Genomic DNA, 15,997 nt, shown 5'->3' with positions numbered 1-15,997 from the left:
GCCGGGACCTCCTTTTATTTCAGATTTTTTTGGAAGAACTCAACCAGCTTGTCGAAGGGGATAATATCCGTCCGGTCGTAGAGGTCGGTGTGGACAGCACCGGGGATGAGCAGCAGTTCCTTGTTGTCCCCCTTCAGCCTGGCAAAAGCGTCCTTTCCGAAGTAGCAGGAGTGGGCCTTGTCCCCGTGCATCACCAGAACGGCGGAGCGAATCTCCCCCGCATAGGCCAGGATGGGTTGGTTGAGGAAGGACATACAGCCGGTGACATTCCAGCCGCCGTTGGAATTGAGGGACCTGGGGTGATAACCCCGCGGGGTCTTGTAGTAATCGTGATAGTCCTTGAAGTAGAAGGGAGCGTCCTCCGGCATGGGGTCGGCCACGCCGCCGCCCAGGGCGTACTCGCCGCTCTTGTAGTCAACCAGCCTCTGAGCGTTCAAAGCCTTGCGTTTGGCATAGCGGGCCTCCTCGCTGTCCTCCCCATCAAAGTAGCCGTTGGAGTTCACCCGGCTCATGTCATACATGGTGGAGGCCACGGAAGCCTTGATGCGGGTGTCCAGGGCCGCCACATTCAATGCCAGACCACCCCAGCCGCAGATGCCGATGATGCCGATCTTCTCCGGGTCCACATCGTCCCGCAGAGAGAGATAGTCCACCGCCGCCTGGAAGTCCTCGGTGTTGATGTCGGGAGAGGCCATATACCGGGGAGCGCCTCCACTCTCACCGGTGAAGGAGGGATCGAACGCGAGGGTGAGGAAGCCCCGCTCCGCCATGGTCTGGGCATACAGGCCGGCGGACTGTTCCTTCACCGCGCCGAAGGGACCGCAGACGGCAATGGCGGGCAGCTTGCCGGACGCGCCCTTGGGGACGTAGAGGTCAGCGGCCAAAGTGATGCCGTAGCGGTTGTGGAACGTCACTTTGCTGTGATTCACCTTGTCACTCTTCGGGAAGGTTTTATCCCACTCCTGGGTCAAAGTCAGTGTTTCATTCATAATCGTTACTCCTTATCATCGACTTAAATTCTTTTCCATGTTATAAAAGAGATAGTCCAGACAATCGATCTTCTTTTGCTCCGCATGAATCATGTCCAACAAGGTCTGCCTGTGCCGGGTCAGAATCCGCTTCATTTCTTCCATTCTCTCTCCCTGGGCCAAGTCCATGCACTGTTGGACGAGTTCCAAATCACAGCCAGCGTCAATGAGATTTTGACGGAGGATGCCTTCGGTGTCGGATGCTTCCGCCACGTTCTCACCTCCTATATTTGGAGTATAATGCCAAAGCCTTGAAATGGCAAATACCCGTTTTCTATTTCAAGTTATTCTTGCAGGGAATGACAAGGCTTGCTATACTGGGCAGGGAGGTGTTACGATGGAACTGCGCGTATTGCGCTACTTTCTGGAGGCCGCCCGCGAAGGAAATATTACACACGCGGCGGAACGGCTCCATATATCTCAGCCCACGTTGTCGAAGCAGCTGAAGGAGTTGGAAGGTGAGCTCGGGAAAAAGCTGTTTATCCGGGGGAATTACAATGTCCGCCTTACGGATGAAGGGATGCTTTTGCGGAAGCGGGCAGAGGATATTTTAGAGATGGTAGACAAAACGGAGGAAGAATTTAAGGCCCTGGGCGAAATCACCGGAGGCGATATTCGTATTGGCTGTGCGGAATCGGAGGGCATCAGGCACCTTGCCCAGCGAATCAAGGCCGTACAGGCACAGTACCCCCGTATCCGTGTGCATCTATACAGCGGCGACCGGAGCGATCTGGCGGAACGTTTGGAGCAGGGCCTGCTGGACTTTGCTGTGCTGGTGGAATCCAACGACCTGTCCAAATACAATTACCTCCCCCTGCCCGGTGCGGACACCTGGGGCATCATTCTGCGGAAGGACCACCCGCTGGCGGAACGGGAGGCGTTTGCGCCGGAGGACCTGCTGGATGTTCCGTTGATCTGTCCGCGGCAAGGTCTGCAAAAGGAGCTTTCAGACTGGTTCCAGGAGAAAGTAGACAGGCTCAACATTGTGGCAACCTGCAATCTGGCCTACAACGGCGGTGTTCTCACCCAAGAGGGACTGGGCTGTCTGCTTTCCTTTGATAAGCTGACGGACACCAGTCCGGACAGTCCCCTGTGCTTCCGGCCCCTGATGCCCACACTTCGCTCTAAGCTGTTTTTTGTCTGGAAAAAGTATGCGGTATTTTCTCCGGCGGCTGAGGTGCTGCTGAACGAGATGAAGGATCACTGCTCGGCGAAAGAGATGCAGGGGCCCGCCCGGATGTTCTGAGCCAGCTGCTGAAGCGTTCCGGCAGGGCCAGCCGTCAGACTGGCAGCCCGTCGAAACAGAGCGTGCGCCGCCAAGCCGGTCGGCTGGGCGGCGCACGCTTTTTTTACGCCGGATAAAGGTCATCATACTTGATAATTTGATCCAAAAATGGTACAATGTAAATGTTTACCTGTAGAGTGGGGCGTTACAGTTCATGGGAGGCGGTCGTCCACACAAATACGGAGTTCAGAAAGAAGTGGGGGATAAAGGTGTCCATTTTTGACCGTTTTGTTTCCACCGTGACGAATGGGACGAACGAACAGGAAAAAAATGCATTCCCTCCCACTCCCTACAGGCGGTTGCTTTCTGAGCTGGACACGGCTGGCGAGGACGCCAGGGAGGAATACCCCGATGACACCCAAACGGTCAATGATTTTGTCGCCCGCTTGAAGGAGGTCTGCAAGGCCCGGCGCAAAAAGACATCGGAGCCAGTCAAGGCGGAGGCGCAGTTCATCCTGTCAGCCAACCGGATGCGGGCGTATGCCTGCCTGCTTCCCCCGGAAAACAACGGAGCCGAACTCACCCTGGAGGAGTTTCTGGACGACATGCACTACGAGGGCATTACGTACGGCATCTCCCAGGAGAGCCTCCAGCAGGAATTTGACCGCGGATATCTGCGCATCTTCCTGGCCGCCCAGGGTACGCCCCCCCGGGAGGGGGAGGACGGCAAGGTGACCGAGCTGTTCCAGCGGCGGGGGAACCAGCGCCTGGAGGTGCAGGACGAAAGGCAGGTGAACTTCCAGCAGGACATCCAGCTGCAGCCCATTCGAAAGGGGGCCGTGATCTGTCTGATCCGGCCCGCCAAGCCGGGAACCGACGGCATGGATGTGACAGGGCAGGCCCTTCCCTGTCCGCAGACCGTCAGCGCCCTGGTCCCTCAGGGGACGAACACCGCCATCGGCAGGGGCGGACAGGCGCTCACCGCCAGCGTAGACGGGCTCCTGTACATGGAGCAGGACCGGTTCTGCATCCATGAGCAGAACATCATTGACGGCGATCTGGACCAGTTTCAAGGGCTCCTCCAGATCTCAGGGAACCTCTATATCGGCGGAAATGTGGACGGCGGGGCCGAGATCGAAGCCTCCGGCGACATTGTCATCAACGGCAAGCTGGGGCAGGCCCGGGTGACCTCCAAGGGCGGGACCATCCGGGTCCAGCAGGGCATCTACGGGAGCAGCGAAAAAACCTTTCTGAGCGCGGCCTGTCAGGTGCAGGCCCCGGTGATGGAGTGGGCGGACATCGACGCCGGAGGCAGCGTGATTGCGGAGATGATTTCCAACTGCACCATTTGCTGCACCGGAACGGTCTGCGCCATAACCGGGCGCGGCATGATCGCGGGCACCCGAATCCAGGCGGGCGGCAGCGTCCTGTGCCAGCGGATCGGCAATCTGGCCGGTGACCTGAGCCGCTTTTCGGTGGGCTATCCTCCCCACTGTCCAGAGACCTGGAACCGGCTTAAAGCCGAGCTGGCGGAGGTGCAGTCCACTTTGAACAAGCTTTGGGCCACCATCTCCGACCTGCGGAAACGGGGGAGCCGGATCTCGGATATGGAGAAGTCGGTGCTGGAGCAGCTGGTCGTGCAGCGGGACCTTTATGACGAAAGGCGGGAGTCTCTGACCGTCGAGCTGAACGTTTTAGACGAAATGCTGTCCAAAAAAAGCAACGGGAGAATCCAGTGCGAAAATCTGCACCCCGTCCTGGAGATTCAGATTGGCCGGCTGGCAGAAAAAATTACGACGATGGAGGAAAACTGCAACATCCGCGCCGTCGAGAGCCGGATTTTCATCAAATAAGGGTACATTGGTGTGAAAATGTGCCGCCCATAGGGCGGCACATTTTCTTATTCCGTGGTGTAATTGTCAAAATATCCCTGGATAAAGACCACCGGGGTGCCCTTGTCGCCGGAGCCGGAGGTCAGGTCGCACAGGGAGCCGATCAGGTCGGTAAGGCGGCGGGGGGTGGTGCCCTCGGACACCATCTGGCCCACCAGGTCCCCGTCCTTCTTGTGGATGCGGTCCTTGATGGCCTCCTTCAGCGCCTCGCCGGACAGGTCAGCGAAATCGTTGTCGGCCAGATATTTCAGCTTCAGCTCGTTGGGGGTGCCCTCCAGGCCGGCGGTGTAGGCGGGGGAGACCACCGGGTCGGCCAGCTCCCAGATTTTCCCCACCGGGTCCTTGAAGGCGCCGTCGCCGTAAACCATGACCTCCACATGCTTGCCGGTCTTCTCCAGCAGCCGCTTCTGGATGGCCTCTACCAGCCCCTGGCAGTCCCGGGGGAAGAGCTTCACCTGCTCCTCGGTGGCCTTGTTGGAGCCCAGCAGGCCGTACTTCTCGTTGTACCCGCTGCCGTTGACCGAATGGATCAGGATATCGTCCAGGCCGTAGACCGACACCGCTCCGGCCTCCCGGAGCAGCCGCTTGGTGCGCTGACGGGTGTGGATGTCGCAGCACAGGACGTGCTTGGTGTAGGGCAGGATGGCCCTGGGATCGTTGGCAAAGATGATCTCCACCTCGGCTCCGCAGTCCTGAATCAGCTCCTGGTAGTAGGCCACGTAGTCCACCCCGGTGAAGGGGTGCTTCTCATAGCCGAACAGCTCCCGGTACTTCTCCAGGGTGAGGACGTCCTTGTAGGGGTCCACCCCCTTCGCGTCCAGGGCGTCGATGCTGACAAGGTGGTTGCCCACCTCGTCCGAGGGGTAGCTGAGCATGAGGACGATCTTGCTGCACCCCTTGGCGATGCCCCGCAGGCAGATTGCAAACCGGTTGCGGCTGAGGATGGGGAAGATCACTCCCACCGTCTCCCCGCCCAGCTCGCTTCGAACATCGGCGGCGATCTGGTCCACCGTGGCGTAGTTGCCCTGGGCGCGGGCCACAATGGCCTCGGTCATGGCCACGATGTCCCGGTCCCGGATAGCAAAGCCGTCCTCCTCTGCCGCCTCCAGCAGAGAGCTGGTGACGATCTCCACCAGGTCGTCTCCGCTGCGGATGATGGGGGTGCGGATGCCCCGGGATACAGTACCGACCATACGGCTCATAAAGGAACACTCCTTGTTTTGATTTCATTTGCGTGGAACTACGTTCCACAACATAGTATGATAACACGATTTCGGCCGGTTGTAAATATAATTTTCCTGATTAACGCGGCAAAGCGGCTATTCTACCCCAAAGGAGGCGATGGCGTCCCGCATATTGCGCCACTGGTCCCGCATTTCCTCCAGCCGGGTCTGCCCCGCGGAGGTGATCCGATAATACTTCCGGTCCGGCCCGCCGCCGCCAGGGGCCATGTACCATTCGGTATACCCCTCTTTCCCCAGCCCCCGGAGCAGGGCGTAGATGGCGCTCTCCTGGGTGTCCGGGAAGGCTGCCCGCAGGGGGGTGAGCACCTCGTAGCCGTACTTGTCGCCCCCCGCCAGCAACTGGAGCAGACACAGCTCCAGCAGGTCCTTCTTCAGCACAGGGCCACCCCCGTTCCGATGAGGCCCACCGCGCCGATGGGGATAATCCGAGCGAACAGGTAACCTTGCAGTTCAAAAACACCTCGAGCGGAAACATCCATGCTAGTCAGATGAAACTCCGCAAACCCAAAGATTGCCGCTGCAGTGACGCACAGGATATATAGGGCTAACCACCGGCGGTCGTAGCATTTGGCAAGCACCAGCCCGGCCAGAGCAAGCAGGGCGCAGGCGGTCCCGCCTTCAATCAGCAGTTCACGCTGCACAATAATCTGCCACGGCGTGGGATTTCCCGCAGCTGTCTCGACCAGATGCGCCATCACTTGCGGGTCAAACAGATAGTAGGTCCATACCAATGTCACGATCCCCAGAAGGAGCACGACTGCCAGGGCAAAAATCAGCTTTTTAGGCAACAGGCCGCTCTTCTGCCCGTGCCGCCGGAACCAGTACAGGGACAGAGGCAGCCCTACCGCCATCGTCCATACCGGGTACCACCACGCTTCTATCCCGTGTATGTACAGGCGGGTATGCGCCGTCCACGCCCATTTTGCCAGCAAAAACAGCCCAAAGGCCAGTATCGCGAATACTTTCAGCCACCGGCGATAGGTCGTCACATCGGTGAGCAGGTGGGCCGCCTGGACGGGTTCCCCCAGCTCCTCCACCAGTTTGGATTCGTCCCGCTCCTCCTGGAAAATCAGTTCCCGGTAGTCGGCAATGGCGTCCTCCGACTCCTGGGGCGGCAGACGCCACCGCACCGCCCGGCTGAATTGTTTCAAATACTGTTCACGGGTCAGGGACTTGGGATGCTTCATACATCATTCCTCCGTTCGCTAATGTTAAAAATATAGTACTGTTAAAAATACAATACTCGGCTGTACGAACTTTGTCAAGAGAAATTTTTGACGGTGGGGAATTTTTATGGTATGCTGAAAAAAAGGAGGGATGCTCCATGGATATCCAAGCGCTGGTCACAGCTCAGAGGGCCTATTTCAAGACCGGGGCCACCCTGCCCCTGTCCGCCCGCCGGGGAGCCTTACAGAGGCTGAGAGCGGCCATGAAAGCCCATGAGACGGACATTACTGCCGCCCTCAAAGCCGACCTGAACAAGTCCCCCGCCGAGAGCTACATGTGCGAGGTAGGACTCACCCTGTCGGAGCTGACCTTCGTGGAACGGCGGCTGGCCCGCTGGATGAGAGACCGGCCCCACCTCACCCCCCTGGCCCAATTCCCCGCCCGGAGCTTCACCGTCTCGGAGCCCTATGGGGTGGTGCTCATCATGTCCCCCTGGAACTACCCCTTCCTGCTCACCATGGAGCCGCTGATCGGGGCCGTTGCCGCAGGCAACTGCTGCGTGGTCAAGCCCTCCGCCGACTCTCCCGCCGTTTCGGCGGTCATCCGGACCATTTTGGCGGAGTGCTTCCCCCCTGAGCTGGTGGCGGTGGTGGAGGGGGGCCGGGCGGAGAATCAGGCCCTCCTGGATCAGCGGTTCGACTACATCTTCTTCACCGGCGGGGCGGCGGTGGGCCGGGAGGTGATGGCGAAGGCGGCGGTCCACCTCACCCCCGTCACTCTGGAGCTGGGCGGGAAAAGCCCCTGCATTGTGGACAAAACCGCCCGGCTGGAGCTGGCCGCCAAGCGGCTGGTCTTCGGCAAGCTGCTCAACTGCGGCCAGACCTGCGTGGCCCCGGACTACCTGCTCATCGACCGCCGGGTGAAGGACCGCTTCCTGGCGTATGTAAAGCGGTGGATCACCGTTCTGTACGGCTCCGACCCGCTGGACAACAAGGGCTATGTGCGCATGGTCAACCGGAAGCATTTTGACCGGGTGATGGGCCTCATCAATCCGGCTCAGGTAGTCTTCGGCGGCCAGGGGGACCCGGCCGCGCTGGCAATCCAGCCCACGATCCTGGACCCGGTCTCGCCGGAGGACGCCGTCATGCAGGAGGAGATTTTCGGGCCGGTGCTCCCGGTCCTCACCTTTGACGCGGTCCAGGAGGCGCTGGACTTTGTCAATGCCCGCCCCCGTCCCCTGGCCCTTTACCTGTTCTCCCAGGACCGGGAGGTCCAGGAGCAGTTCCTGCGCCGGGCCTCCTCCGGCGGCGGGTGCATCAACGACACCATCATCCATCTGGCCACCAGCCGCATGGGCTTCGGCGGCGTGGGGGACAGCGGCATGGGCAGCTACCACGGCAAAGCCAGCTTCGACGCCTTCTCCCACCGGAAGAGCATCGTCAAAAAATCCACCCTGGTGGACCTGCCCGTCCGGTACCCGCCCTATACCCGGACCAAAGCCAGGCTGCTGCGGCTGTTTCTGCGCTGAAAAAGGCCGTCCCGCCGAACAAGCGGGACGGCCTTTTATGTTACTCCCGTCCGTGCCGGGGGTTTTTGGAGACCATGACAGCTGCCTCACTGATGGCCGCTACTACATCGGCCCGGGACTGCAGCTCATAGCTCTTCAGCTTGACCAGCAGCCGGCCTTGCCGGGTGGCTACGTAGTGGGGCGCCAGGTTGTTCAGGGTGTAGGCCACCACGTCCGACTTGCAGGCGTCGCAGGTGCAGCCGCCCTCCGCCGTCATCACGGTATCCAGGTTTTGCAGGACAATGTCCTCCATCAGGTTCTTATATTCGATCGCCATCTCCGTATCCTCCTTCTGTTTATGGCCTGGTTTCCCCTTTATTATATTTCCTTCCAGTCGAAATTACAATCCTTAATTTCCTTGAACCGGTATATTAAAAAACTTAGAACGTGTGTAAAGATTTTGTAAAAGCCCTATGAAGTCTCCGCGGCCTCCGTTATAATGGTAGTATCGCATGAAAAGGGGTGGCGGCCATTGCGTCTCAATAAAAAGCTGGTCGAAAAGACCCAGGAATCCATGGCCTCTGTGCTTCCCATCACGGCCATCGTCCTCCTGCTGTCCATTACCATTGCTCCGCTGGACCCCGGCACGCTGGTCCTGTTTCTCTTCGGGGCCATCCTGCTGGTGGGCGGCATGGGACTGTTCACCCTGGGGGTGGACATGTCCATGATCCCCATGGGCGAGGGGGTGGGCTCTACCATCAGCAAGCACACGCGGCTCATCGTCCCCATCGCGGTCTACTTCCTGCTGGGCGTCCTCACCACCATGGCGGAGCCTGACCTTCAGGTGCTCTCCAAGCAGGTGTCCTCCATCAACAGCGCCGTGCTCATTATTACGGTGGCGGTGGGCGTGGGACTCTTTCTGGTGGCGGCTACGCTGCGGGTCCGGTGGGGCATCCCCCTGCGCCGGCTGCTGCTGGTCCTCTACTTCGCCGTGTTCGCCCTGGCCTTTCTGGCTCCGGGGAATTTCATCCCTGTCTCCTTCGACTCCGGAGGGGTCACCACCGGTCCCGTCACCGTCCCCTTCATCATGTCCCTGGGCCTGGGCATCGCCTCCACCCGCAGCGACAAAAATTCTGCCAGCGACAGCTTCGGCCTGATCTCTCTGTGCTCCATCGGGCCGATCCTGTGCGTGCTGCTGCTGGGCATTATCTACAAGCCTACGGAGGCGGCGCCCTCTGTCGGAGTCGTCCCTGACGTATCCACCACCGCCCGGGCCGCCCGGTATTTCGTGGAATCCTTTCCCACCTACCTGGAGGAGGTTGCAACCGCCCTCCTCCCCGTTGCGGGGCTGTTTCTGATCTTCCAGCTTCTGACCCGCCACTTCAAGCGCGGACAGATGCTGCGTATTGGAGCCGGCCTGCTGTATACATATCTGGGGCTGGTCCTGTTTCTCTGCGGCGTGAACGTGGGCTTTATGCCCGCCGGCCAGCTGATCGGCGCCGCCATTGCGGAGGGCGGCGCCAAGTGGCTGCTGGTGCCCATCGGTATGCTGATTGGCTACTACATCGTCAAGGCGGAGCCCGCCGTCACCGTCCTCACCAAGCAGGTGGAGGAGGTATCCAACGGCTCCATCTCCCAGCGGGCCATGGGGCTGGCCATGTCTATCGGCGTATGCGTCTCGGTGGGGCTGGCCATGGTCCGGGTGCTCACCGGGCTGAACATCTTCTGGCTGCTCATCCCCGGCTATGCCGTCTCTCTGGGACTCACCTTTCTGGTGCCCAGCATCTTCACCGGCATCGCCTTCGACTCCGGCGGCGTCGCCAGCGGACCCATGACCGCCACCTTCCTGCTCCCCTTCGCCCAGGGGGCCTGCCAGTCTCTGGGCGGCAATATGATGACCGATGCCTTTGGCATCGTGGCTATGGTGGCCATGACGCCCCTGGTTACCATCCAGGTGATGGGTCTGTCCAGCATAATCCACCACAAGCTGGCCCGCCGCCGCCTGCGCTCCCGCATGGAGCGCGTGGAGGACGCCGTCCTCTACTTTGACTGAGAGGAGAGGGAACTATGGAAGCGATGAAGCTGATTCTCTCCATTGTGGAACGGGGCCAGGGCGCTGCCATGCTGCGTCTGTACCGCAAACGCCATGTGCCCATCCATCTTCAATGCGCTGGCAAGGGCACCGCCACCTCCGAGATCATGGATATCCTGGGGCTGGACTCCAGTGAAAAAGACGTGCTGATCAGCTTTGCCGCCGCGTCTGCGGCGAAGAAGCTGCTCCACGACCTGGACAATGAGCTGCGGGGGCACACCGGCGGCGCGGGGATCGTAGTCTCAGTCCCGGTGTCAGGGCTGAACAGTCTGGTGGCCAACCTGGCCGCCTATTACGCTGAAGGGTTACGGGAAAAGGAGGAAGAACCCATGGAACGGACCGAAAACAGCTTGATTCTGGTCGTGTGCGCCCGGGGCTGCACCGACGACGTTATGTCCACTGCCAAGGCCCACGGCGCCCGGGGCGGGACCGTCATCCGGGGACGTCTCTCCGGCCGCAAAGAGCTGGAGCAGGCTTACGAGATCGACCTGGCCGAAGAACGGGAGATCGTGGCTATCGTTGTCCCCACCGGTCTGCGCGCCCCCATCATGGAGGCCATCAACACCGAGCACGGCCTGCGCAGCGAGGCCCAGGCAGCGCTGTGCTCCCTGCCCATTGAACAAATCGTCCGATTGGGATAAAATAATGGATGGCCTCTGGGGGATACTGATAAAGAACCTTATAAACCCACAAAAAAGTTGCGCAATTACTGAGAAAAGCAAGACTCTGTGACAAAAATCAATACCCAAAAAAGCATGATTGCAAGATCGTGCTTTTTTTACGCTGAACAGGGGTGCGTCTGCATCTACTACACCGTGGACGAAAATGGCCAACTGCGCATGAATCATGCTCCCATCCTGGCGTCTGCCCGTCCATTTCTTGGTAATCTCCGTCATGGCCAGGTACAGCATTTTCAGCAGGCTGTCATCGGTAGGAAACACCAATTTGGCCTTGGTCACGTTCCGCAGCTGGCGGTGAAAGCCCTCAATGGTATTGGTGGTGTAGATCAGCCTGCGCACCTCCTGGGGATACTTGAAGCAGGTGCTGAGCTTGGCCCAGTTGGCCCGCCAGAATTGGGAGATTTGCGGGTATTTCTTGTCCCAGCGCTCCTCAAAAGCGACCAGGGCATCCAAGGCGGCCTGCTCATCTACGGCTGCATAGACCGCCTTCCGATCGGCCATAAGGGCCTTCCGGTCCTTGTAGGACACATACTTGCTGGAATTACGCAGCTGGTGGATGATGCAGTTCTGGATTTCGGTTTGAGGAAAGGTGGCGTGGATGGCCGCATCAAATCCTGTCAAATTGTCTGTACCGGCGCTGTTGAGTACAGTCGCCCAGAATTTAGCACTCTCATTTTCACTAACCCACATGCCCAGGACATCTTTCCTTCTGTCCAGGTTGACTCCAAGAGCGATATACACTATAGGAGGTTTACACAAACTTTGGGATGTTCTCAAGGCCGAAGCCGACGGTGTTTGTTCGCTGTTGTGAAACCGTCCAATCAGTAGTTTTCCAATGCTGTTTTCGCTCATGGTCAGCAGCAGGGATATGACCGTTTCAAAGGCCAGCGTCCGGGGACAGGTAAAATCCCGCCCCGGCTGCCTGACGTATTGTTCTGGGTACTCCCCCATTTTCCCTTTTCAGGGCTTCGCCGCACATTTTTTCTCTTTTGTCAACCCCTTTTTACATCTTTTTTGACTTTATTCTCTCCCTATTCCCAACTTAATGACATTACTCACCGTGAGACGCGAATCTTTTGCTTTTCTGCGCAGCGACTTGATAAATATTTGTTCATATGATATACTGCTTCATCATCAATTTTTTGGTGAGGAGGTGCGCAATGGCATTTTTAGAGGAAAATGAGTGGATTTTACTCAATGAAGTGGCCTACAATATCAGCTTTATCTATACCGTTGAGGAGATGCAGAAAGCGATTCTCAACCGCTGGCTTCCCTTTTTGATTTCCTACGATGCAGCTGTTTTTTCGCGCTTGTCTGTAACAGAGGACGGAGACTTCAAGTTTTTGGATACCGAGGGGTACAATCTCTCTCTCCAGTCGATACAGATGTGGGAGGATCAAACGCGGAAGGACGACGCATTCCGTTGGATGATTTACAGTACGAACCGCTGCGCCTTTGCGGAAGATATTTCCCAGCCGGGCAGCCGCCTCCAGGATAGTGAAATATACCGCACCTTTTGGGAACCCAACCGTTTGAGCTGTTCTGCGGGGCTATGCATCGCATTCCGCGAGGAGCCTATGGGATTTCTGAGGCTTTACCGCAAAGAAGGCGGGACGCCATTTACCCCCAGGGATCTCTTTGTCCTGGAGCAGCTGCGTATGCACTTTGCGTACCGTCTGGCTTATGAGGCAAAAAAGGGAGATTCCCGTTATTTCTTTGCGAAAGGCTATCAGGAAAAATTGTGCCGCCAATATGGATTAACTGCTCGGGAAGGCGAAATGCTGGATTTGGCCGTGCAGGGCTGGTCTAACGACGACATCTCTAAGCAGCTGAGTATCAGCATCCACACGGTGAAAAAGCACTTTCAAAGTATCTACGCCAAGATGCATGTCCGTAATCGGGTACAGATGCTTCAATGTCTGCCCATCTCTACCAGCAAAGTCAATTTTGACGAATTGCAGTAAAAATAAAAATTTAAACTCCGCTTTTTTGTTGCTTATCCATTATATAAAAGTATTATTTTTAGATACAAAAGAAGTATGCAGTTCTCCGGGAGAAGTTTTTTTGTAGCAAAAGGTTGAAGCAAAATAGGACCCGCGCTGAATATCAGTGCGGGTCCTATTTTGTTATAATAGCCACATACGGAGGGAACACTTCTATGAAGCAGAATGACAAATTTTGGATGGTATTTTATGCTTTTCTAGGAATAGCATCCGCTTTTTTAACGATAACAGGAGGATTTTCTCGGTTTAACCAGATGTTTCCCTATATAGCCGGTTTTGTGCAATTTGCAATATACGCCACTGCGGGGGAACTGCTCTCTGCCCGGATACTGGAAGGAGTATGGGCGGTAAACCGCGCTACTTGGTTTAAGGCGGCAAGCTGGGGATTTGGAGGGCTGTGGGTGACCTTGGCGTTCCGGGTGTTCAGCGAGGGAACGGTCCGGGCTATGGAGGTGGGCCTGCTGCCCTTCTACGGCAGTGCATTGGCCGCCGCGTTCTTTACCAGCTGCACCAACAACCTGTTTTTTGCCCCGCTCCACTCCGCACTGATGCGGGTCTGCGGCAACTACGCCGACTTGCGCTTTCTTCAAAACAGGCAGATCACTGTCCGGGAAGCGGTAAACTCGGTGGACTGGGGAGAACTGGTAGATTTTACATTGTTTAAAACCATCCCCTTGTTTTGGATTCCCATCAACACCGTGGGCTTTTTGCTGCCGGTAGACTATCGGATCGTTTTTGCCGCCATGCTGTCCCTGGTGTTTGGGGTTTTAATGACTATTTTAAAGCTGCGTGAGCGTAAAAATCAGGCAAAATCCAGAAAGGAGTCTTTACCTTGATCCAGATTTCAGAAAACACAACGTTGATTCAACCCTCCAAAATTCGTAAGATGTTCAACAAGGCATTGGAGTATGACCAGGTACTCAGTTTTACCTTGGGCGAGCCGGATTTCACCGCCTCAGAAAATGTGGTGGAAGCCGGATGCCGGGCCATTCGTGAGGGACAGACCAAATACTCCGCCAACGCGGGGCTGCTGCCCCTGCGGGAGGCCATCTCCGGCTACCTGAAACGGACTGAGGGACAGGAGTACGACCCTGTTTCCCAAATTGTAGTGACTCCTGGAGCAATGGGGGCGCTCTACCTGGCTCTGAAAACGATCCTGAACCCCGGCGACGAGGTGATTGTCAGCGAGCCCTGCTGGACCAACTACATACAGCAGATTCAGATGTGCGGCGGCACAGCGGTTTCAGTCCAGACTGACCCCAAGCGAGGCTTTGACCTGGACGTGGAGGCCATCCGCTCTGCCGTAACGGACCGTACCCGGGCCATTATCCTGAACTCTCCCTGTAACCCCACCGGGGCGGTGGCCAGCCGGGAGGCTCTGGACGCGCTGGCTCAGGTGGCCAAGGAATTTGACCTGGCCGTGCTGGCCGACGAGGTCTACAAGCACATCCTCTTTGACGGCGCGGAGTACACCAGCCTGGCCTCCCTGCCCGGCATGGCGGAGCGTACCCTGGTCATCGACAGCCTGTCCAAAACCTACGCCATGACCGGCTGGCGGGTGGGCTTTGCCGCCGGGCCCGCTGAGGTTATCAGTCAGATGACCAAGCTCCAGGAGAATACCAGCGCCTGCGCTTCTACCCCCTGCCAGTGCGCCGCAATCGAGGCGCTGAACGGACCCCAGACCCACCTGGAGCACATGCGGGAGCAGTACCGCATTCGCCGGGATTATGTGCTGGAGCGGATCGCGTCCATCCCCGGCCTGTCCTGCTCCAAGCCCCAGGGGACCTTCTACGCCTTTCTGGATATCCGCCAATCAGGGCTGGACAGCGAGACCTTTGCCATGCGGCTGCTGGAGGAGGAACAGGTAGTCCTGGTGCCCGGAACCGCCTTTGGCGAGTTTGGCGAGGGGTATGTGCGGCTATCTTACGCCGCGTCCATGGAGAGTCTGGAGCAGGGCTTCGACCGGATTGCGGCCTTTATGGAGCGCTGCCATGGGTAAGCGGTTAGAGCAGTGGCTCCATGAGCTGGGCCAGATCGGCTTTCAGGCGGGGGTGGGGACCACTCGCCTGCCATACTCCCCGGAATATGGCCGAGGCCGGGAATATGTCCGCTCTCTGATGGAACAGGCCGGTCTAAAGACCAGCATTGATCCGGTGGGCAACCTGCGGGGCCTGCTGCCCGGCGAGGGAAAACGGCTGTGCATCGGCTCCCACATTGATACCGTCCCCGGCGGCGGGATTTACGACGGCGCCTACGGAGTGCTGGCCGCCGTCGACTGTGTCCGGCGGCTCAGGGGGGCGGGCTGGGTCAACCGGCATCCTCTGGAGATCGTGGCCTTCACAGAGGAGGAGGGCAACGTGATTGGAGGGACCTTTGGGAGCAAAGCCTTTGCGGGCGCCTCCATAGATTCGGCCATAGAGGCCAAGCTGCCCCAATACGGCCTGAGTTTGACGGATGCTGCCGCCTGTCGGCAAAGTCCGGAGGATTACCTCTGTTATCTGGAGCTGCACATTGAGCAAGGCGGTATTTTAGAGGCGGAGCAAAAGCAGATTGGCGTGGTTGGCGGGATTGTAGGTATTCTGCGCTACCGGGCAGTGATGCGGGGAGCGGCCAACCACGCGGGCAGTACCCCCATGTCCCTGCGGGACGACGCTTTGGAGAAGACCAGCCGCCTCATTGCCTGGCTGATGGAGCAGGTGCGCACCGCTTATCCCGAAATGGTGTGTACCGTGGGGACCTTGAAGGTGTCTCCCGGCGCGGTGAATGTGATTCCAGGCGAGACGGAGTTCGTTATTGAGCTGAGAAACCGCTCCATGGAGGAGATGGAGCAGATCGCGGTTCTTTTGCTGGAGAGGTTCGGCTCGGAGGGGCTGACTATGGAGGAGATGATCCGTCAGCCCCCCACCCTGTGCGACCCCGTCCTTATGCAGCTGGCCCGGGACTGCTGCGACGGCCTGGGCTATACCCGGAGGGATATGTTCAGCGGCGCGGGACACGACCTGATCAATATGGCCCTGCTGGCCCCATCCCTTCTGGTGTTTATCCCCAGCAAGAATGGCATCAGCCACCGGATCGACGAGTACAGCGCGCCCGAAGACCTGGAGCGTGGAAGCTGCGTACTCATGGAGCTGATCAAAAAAACAGATCAAATGAATTAGG

At 58.2% G+C, this 15,997-nt stretch carries 15 protein-coding genes and 1 pseudogene; 9 read left to right on the top strand and 7 right to left on the bottom strand.

What is annotated here, in order from left to right; all coding sequences use genetic code 11:
• Window positions 1-14: 14 nt before the first annotated feature.
• Window positions 15-989, bottom strand: coding sequence for an alpha/beta hydrolase (locus tag VV088_RS20160; RefSeq protein WP_334602444.1), 975 nt, complete (start codon window positions 987-989; stop codon window positions 15-17).
• 15 nt (window positions 990-1,004) lie between these two features.
• The gene (locus VV088_RS20155; RefSeq protein ID WP_334602443.1) at window positions 1,005-1,241 is read right to left on the bottom strand and encodes a hypothetical protein; all 237 of its coding nucleotides are present in this window, start codon (window positions 1,239-1,241) and stop codon (window positions 1,005-1,007) included.
• 124 nt (window positions 1,242-1,365) lie between these two features.
• On the opposite strand from VV088_RS20155, the gene VV088_RS20150 reads away from it, so the two are divergent.
• The gene (locus tag VV088_RS20150; protein ID WP_334602442.1) at window positions 1,366-2,274 is read left to right on the top strand and encodes a LysR family transcriptional regulator; all 909 of its coding nucleotides are present in this window, start codon (window positions 1,366-1,368) and stop codon (window positions 2,272-2,274) included.
• Between the two features lie 338 nt (window positions 2,275-2,612).
• Window positions 2,613-4,106, top strand: a complete 1,494-nt coding sequence (locus tag VV088_RS20145; RefSeq protein ID WP_334602441.1) for a DUF342 domain-containing protein — start codon at window positions 2,613-2,615, stop codon at window positions 4,104-4,106.
• 47 nt (window positions 4,107-4,153) lie between these two features.
• On the opposite strand, the gene VV088_RS20140 is transcribed toward VV088_RS20145, so the two are convergent.
• The 3 genes from VV088_RS20140 to VV088_RS20130 all read right to left on the bottom strand — a co-directional run bounded on the left by VV088_RS20140 (window position 4,154) and on the right by VV088_RS20130 (window position 6,576).
• Complete coding sequence (locus VV088_RS20140) at window positions 4,154-5,347, bottom strand: coenzyme F420-0:L-glutamate ligase (protein WP_334602440.1); 1,194 nt, start codon at window positions 5,345-5,347, stop codon at window positions 4,154-4,156.
• A gap of 117 nt (window positions 5,348-5,464) precedes the next feature.
• Window positions 5,465-5,767 (bottom strand): PadR family transcriptional regulator, encoded by a 303-nt coding sequence (locus tag VV088_RS20135; protein WP_334602439.1) that lies wholly within the window; start codon window positions 5,765-5,767, stop codon window positions 5,465-5,467.
• Window positions 5,761-6,576 (bottom strand): hypothetical protein, encoded by an 816-nt coding sequence (locus VV088_RS20130; protein ID WP_334602438.1) that lies wholly within the window; start codon window positions 6,574-6,576, stop codon window positions 5,761-5,763. Before VV088_RS20130 ends, VV088_RS20135 begins: the two co-directional genes overlap by 7 nt.
• Window positions 6,577-6,713: 137 nt before the next feature.
• Here VV088_RS20130 and VV088_RS20125 point away from each other — a divergent pair, with 137 nt between their 5' ends.
• A complete protein-coding gene (locus tag VV088_RS20125; RefSeq protein WP_334602437.1) occupies window positions 6,714-8,084 on the top strand; it encodes an aldehyde dehydrogenase in 1,371 nt (456 codons plus the stop codon).
• Between the two features lie 40 nt (window positions 8,085-8,124).
• Here VV088_RS20125 and VV088_RS20120 read toward each other — a convergent pair whose 3' ends face one another.
• A complete protein-coding gene (locus VV088_RS20120) occupies window positions 8,125-8,400 on the bottom strand; it encodes a late competence development ComFB family protein (protein ID WP_334602436.1) in 276 nt (91 codons plus the stop codon).
• 237 nt (window positions 8,401-8,637) lie between these two features.
• Between VV088_RS20120 and VV088_RS20115 the strand changes: the two genes are divergently transcribed.
• Window positions 8,638-10,116, top strand: coding sequence for a DUF1538 domain-containing protein (locus VV088_RS20115; RefSeq protein ID WP_442913194.1), 1,479 nt, complete (start codon window positions 8,638-8,640; stop codon window positions 10,114-10,116).
• A 14-nt stretch (window positions 10,117-10,130) separates the two neighbouring features.
• Window positions 10,131-10,796, top strand: coding sequence for a hypothetical protein (locus tag VV088_RS20110; RefSeq protein WP_334602434.1), 666 nt, complete (start codon window positions 10,131-10,133; stop codon window positions 10,794-10,796).
• Between the two features lie 180 nt (window positions 10,797-10,976).
• On the opposite strand, the pseudogene VV088_RS20105 reads toward VV088_RS20110, so the two are convergent.
• Window positions 10,977-11,576 (bottom strand): annotated as a pseudogene (locus tag VV088_RS20105) (IS256 family transposase); the annotation flags it as partial.
• 419 nt (window positions 11,577-11,995) lie between these two features.
• Between VV088_RS20105 and VV088_RS20100 the strand changes: the two are divergent.
• From VV088_RS20100 to VV088_RS20085, 4 genes are all read left to right on the top strand, one after another.
• Window positions 11,996-12,799, top strand: coding sequence for a helix-turn-helix transcriptional regulator (locus tag VV088_RS20100; RefSeq protein WP_334602433.1), 804 nt, complete (start codon window positions 11,996-11,998; stop codon window positions 12,797-12,799).
• 194 nt (window positions 12,800-12,993) lie between these two features.
• Window positions 12,994-13,674: a hypothetical protein gene (locus tag VV088_RS20095; RefSeq protein WP_334602432.1), complete on the top strand. Its 681-nt coding sequence runs from the start codon at window positions 12,994-12,996 to the stop codon at window positions 13,672-13,674.
• Window positions 13,671-14,837: a pyridoxal phosphate-dependent aminotransferase gene (locus VV088_RS20090; RefSeq protein WP_334602431.1), complete on the top strand. Its 1,167-nt coding sequence runs from the start codon at window positions 13,671-13,673 to the stop codon at window positions 14,835-14,837. The genes VV088_RS20095 and VV088_RS20090 overlap by 4 nt, the downstream gene beginning before the upstream one ends.
• On the top strand, window positions 14,830-15,996 hold the full coding sequence (locus VV088_RS20085; RefSeq protein ID WP_334602430.1) for a Zn-dependent hydrolase: 1,167 nt from the start codon (window positions 14,830-14,832) through the stop codon (window positions 15,994-15,996). The genes VV088_RS20090 and VV088_RS20085 overlap by 8 nt, the downstream gene beginning before the upstream one ends.
• Window position 15,997: the final 1 nt, after the last annotated feature.

The sequence above is a fragment of the Lawsonibacter sp. JLR.KK007 genome, from assembly GCF_036941135.1.
GTDB lineage: Bacteria > Bacillota > Clostridia > Oscillospirales > Oscillospiraceae > Lawsonibacter.
Note: the sequence above shows the minus strand (reverse complement) of the source record. Positions and strands in the feature narration are given on the sequence as shown.

Coding starts and splice junctions, on each gene's coding strand:
- VV088_RS20130 (WP_334602438.1), bottom strand. CDS start 6,576: ATGAAGCATCCCAAGTCCCTGACCCGTGAACAGTATTTGAAACAATTC.
- VV088_RS20150 (WP_334602442.1), top strand. CDS start 1,366: ATGGAACTGCGCGTATTGCGCTACTTTCTGGAGGCCGCCCGCGAAGGA.
- VV088_RS20120 (WP_334602436.1), bottom strand. CDS start 8,400: ATGGCGATCGAATATAAGAACCTGATGGAGGACATTGTCCTGCAAAAC.
- VV088_RS20160 (WP_334602444.1), bottom strand. CDS start 989: ATGAATGAAACACTGACTTTGACCCAGGAGTGGGATAAAACCTTCCCG.
- VV088_RS20100 (WP_334602433.1), top strand. CDS start 11,996: ATGGCATTTTTAGAGGAAAATGAGTGGATTTTACTCAATGAAGTGGCC.
- VV088_RS20125 (WP_334602437.1), top strand. CDS start 6,714: ATGGATATCCAAGCGCTGGTCACAGCTCAGAGGGCCTATTTCAAGACC.
- VV088_RS20110 (WP_334602434.1), top strand. CDS start 10,131: ATGGAAGCGATGAAGCTGATTCTCTCCATTGTGGAACGGGGCCAGGGC.
- VV088_RS20085 (WP_334602430.1), top strand. CDS start 14,830: ATGGGTAAGCGGTTAGAGCAGTGGCTCCATGAGCTGGGCCAGATCGGC.
- VV088_RS20095 (WP_334602432.1), top strand. CDS start 12,994: ATGAAGCAGAATGACAAATTTTGGATGGTATTTTATGCTTTTCTAGGA.
- VV088_RS20115 (WP_442913194.1), top strand. CDS start 8,638: ATGGCCTCTGTGCTTCCCATCACGGCCATCGTCCTCCTGCTGTCCATT.
- VV088_RS20140 (WP_334602440.1), bottom strand. CDS start 5,347: ATGAGCCGTATGGTCGGTACTGTATCCCGGGGCATCCGCACCCCCATC.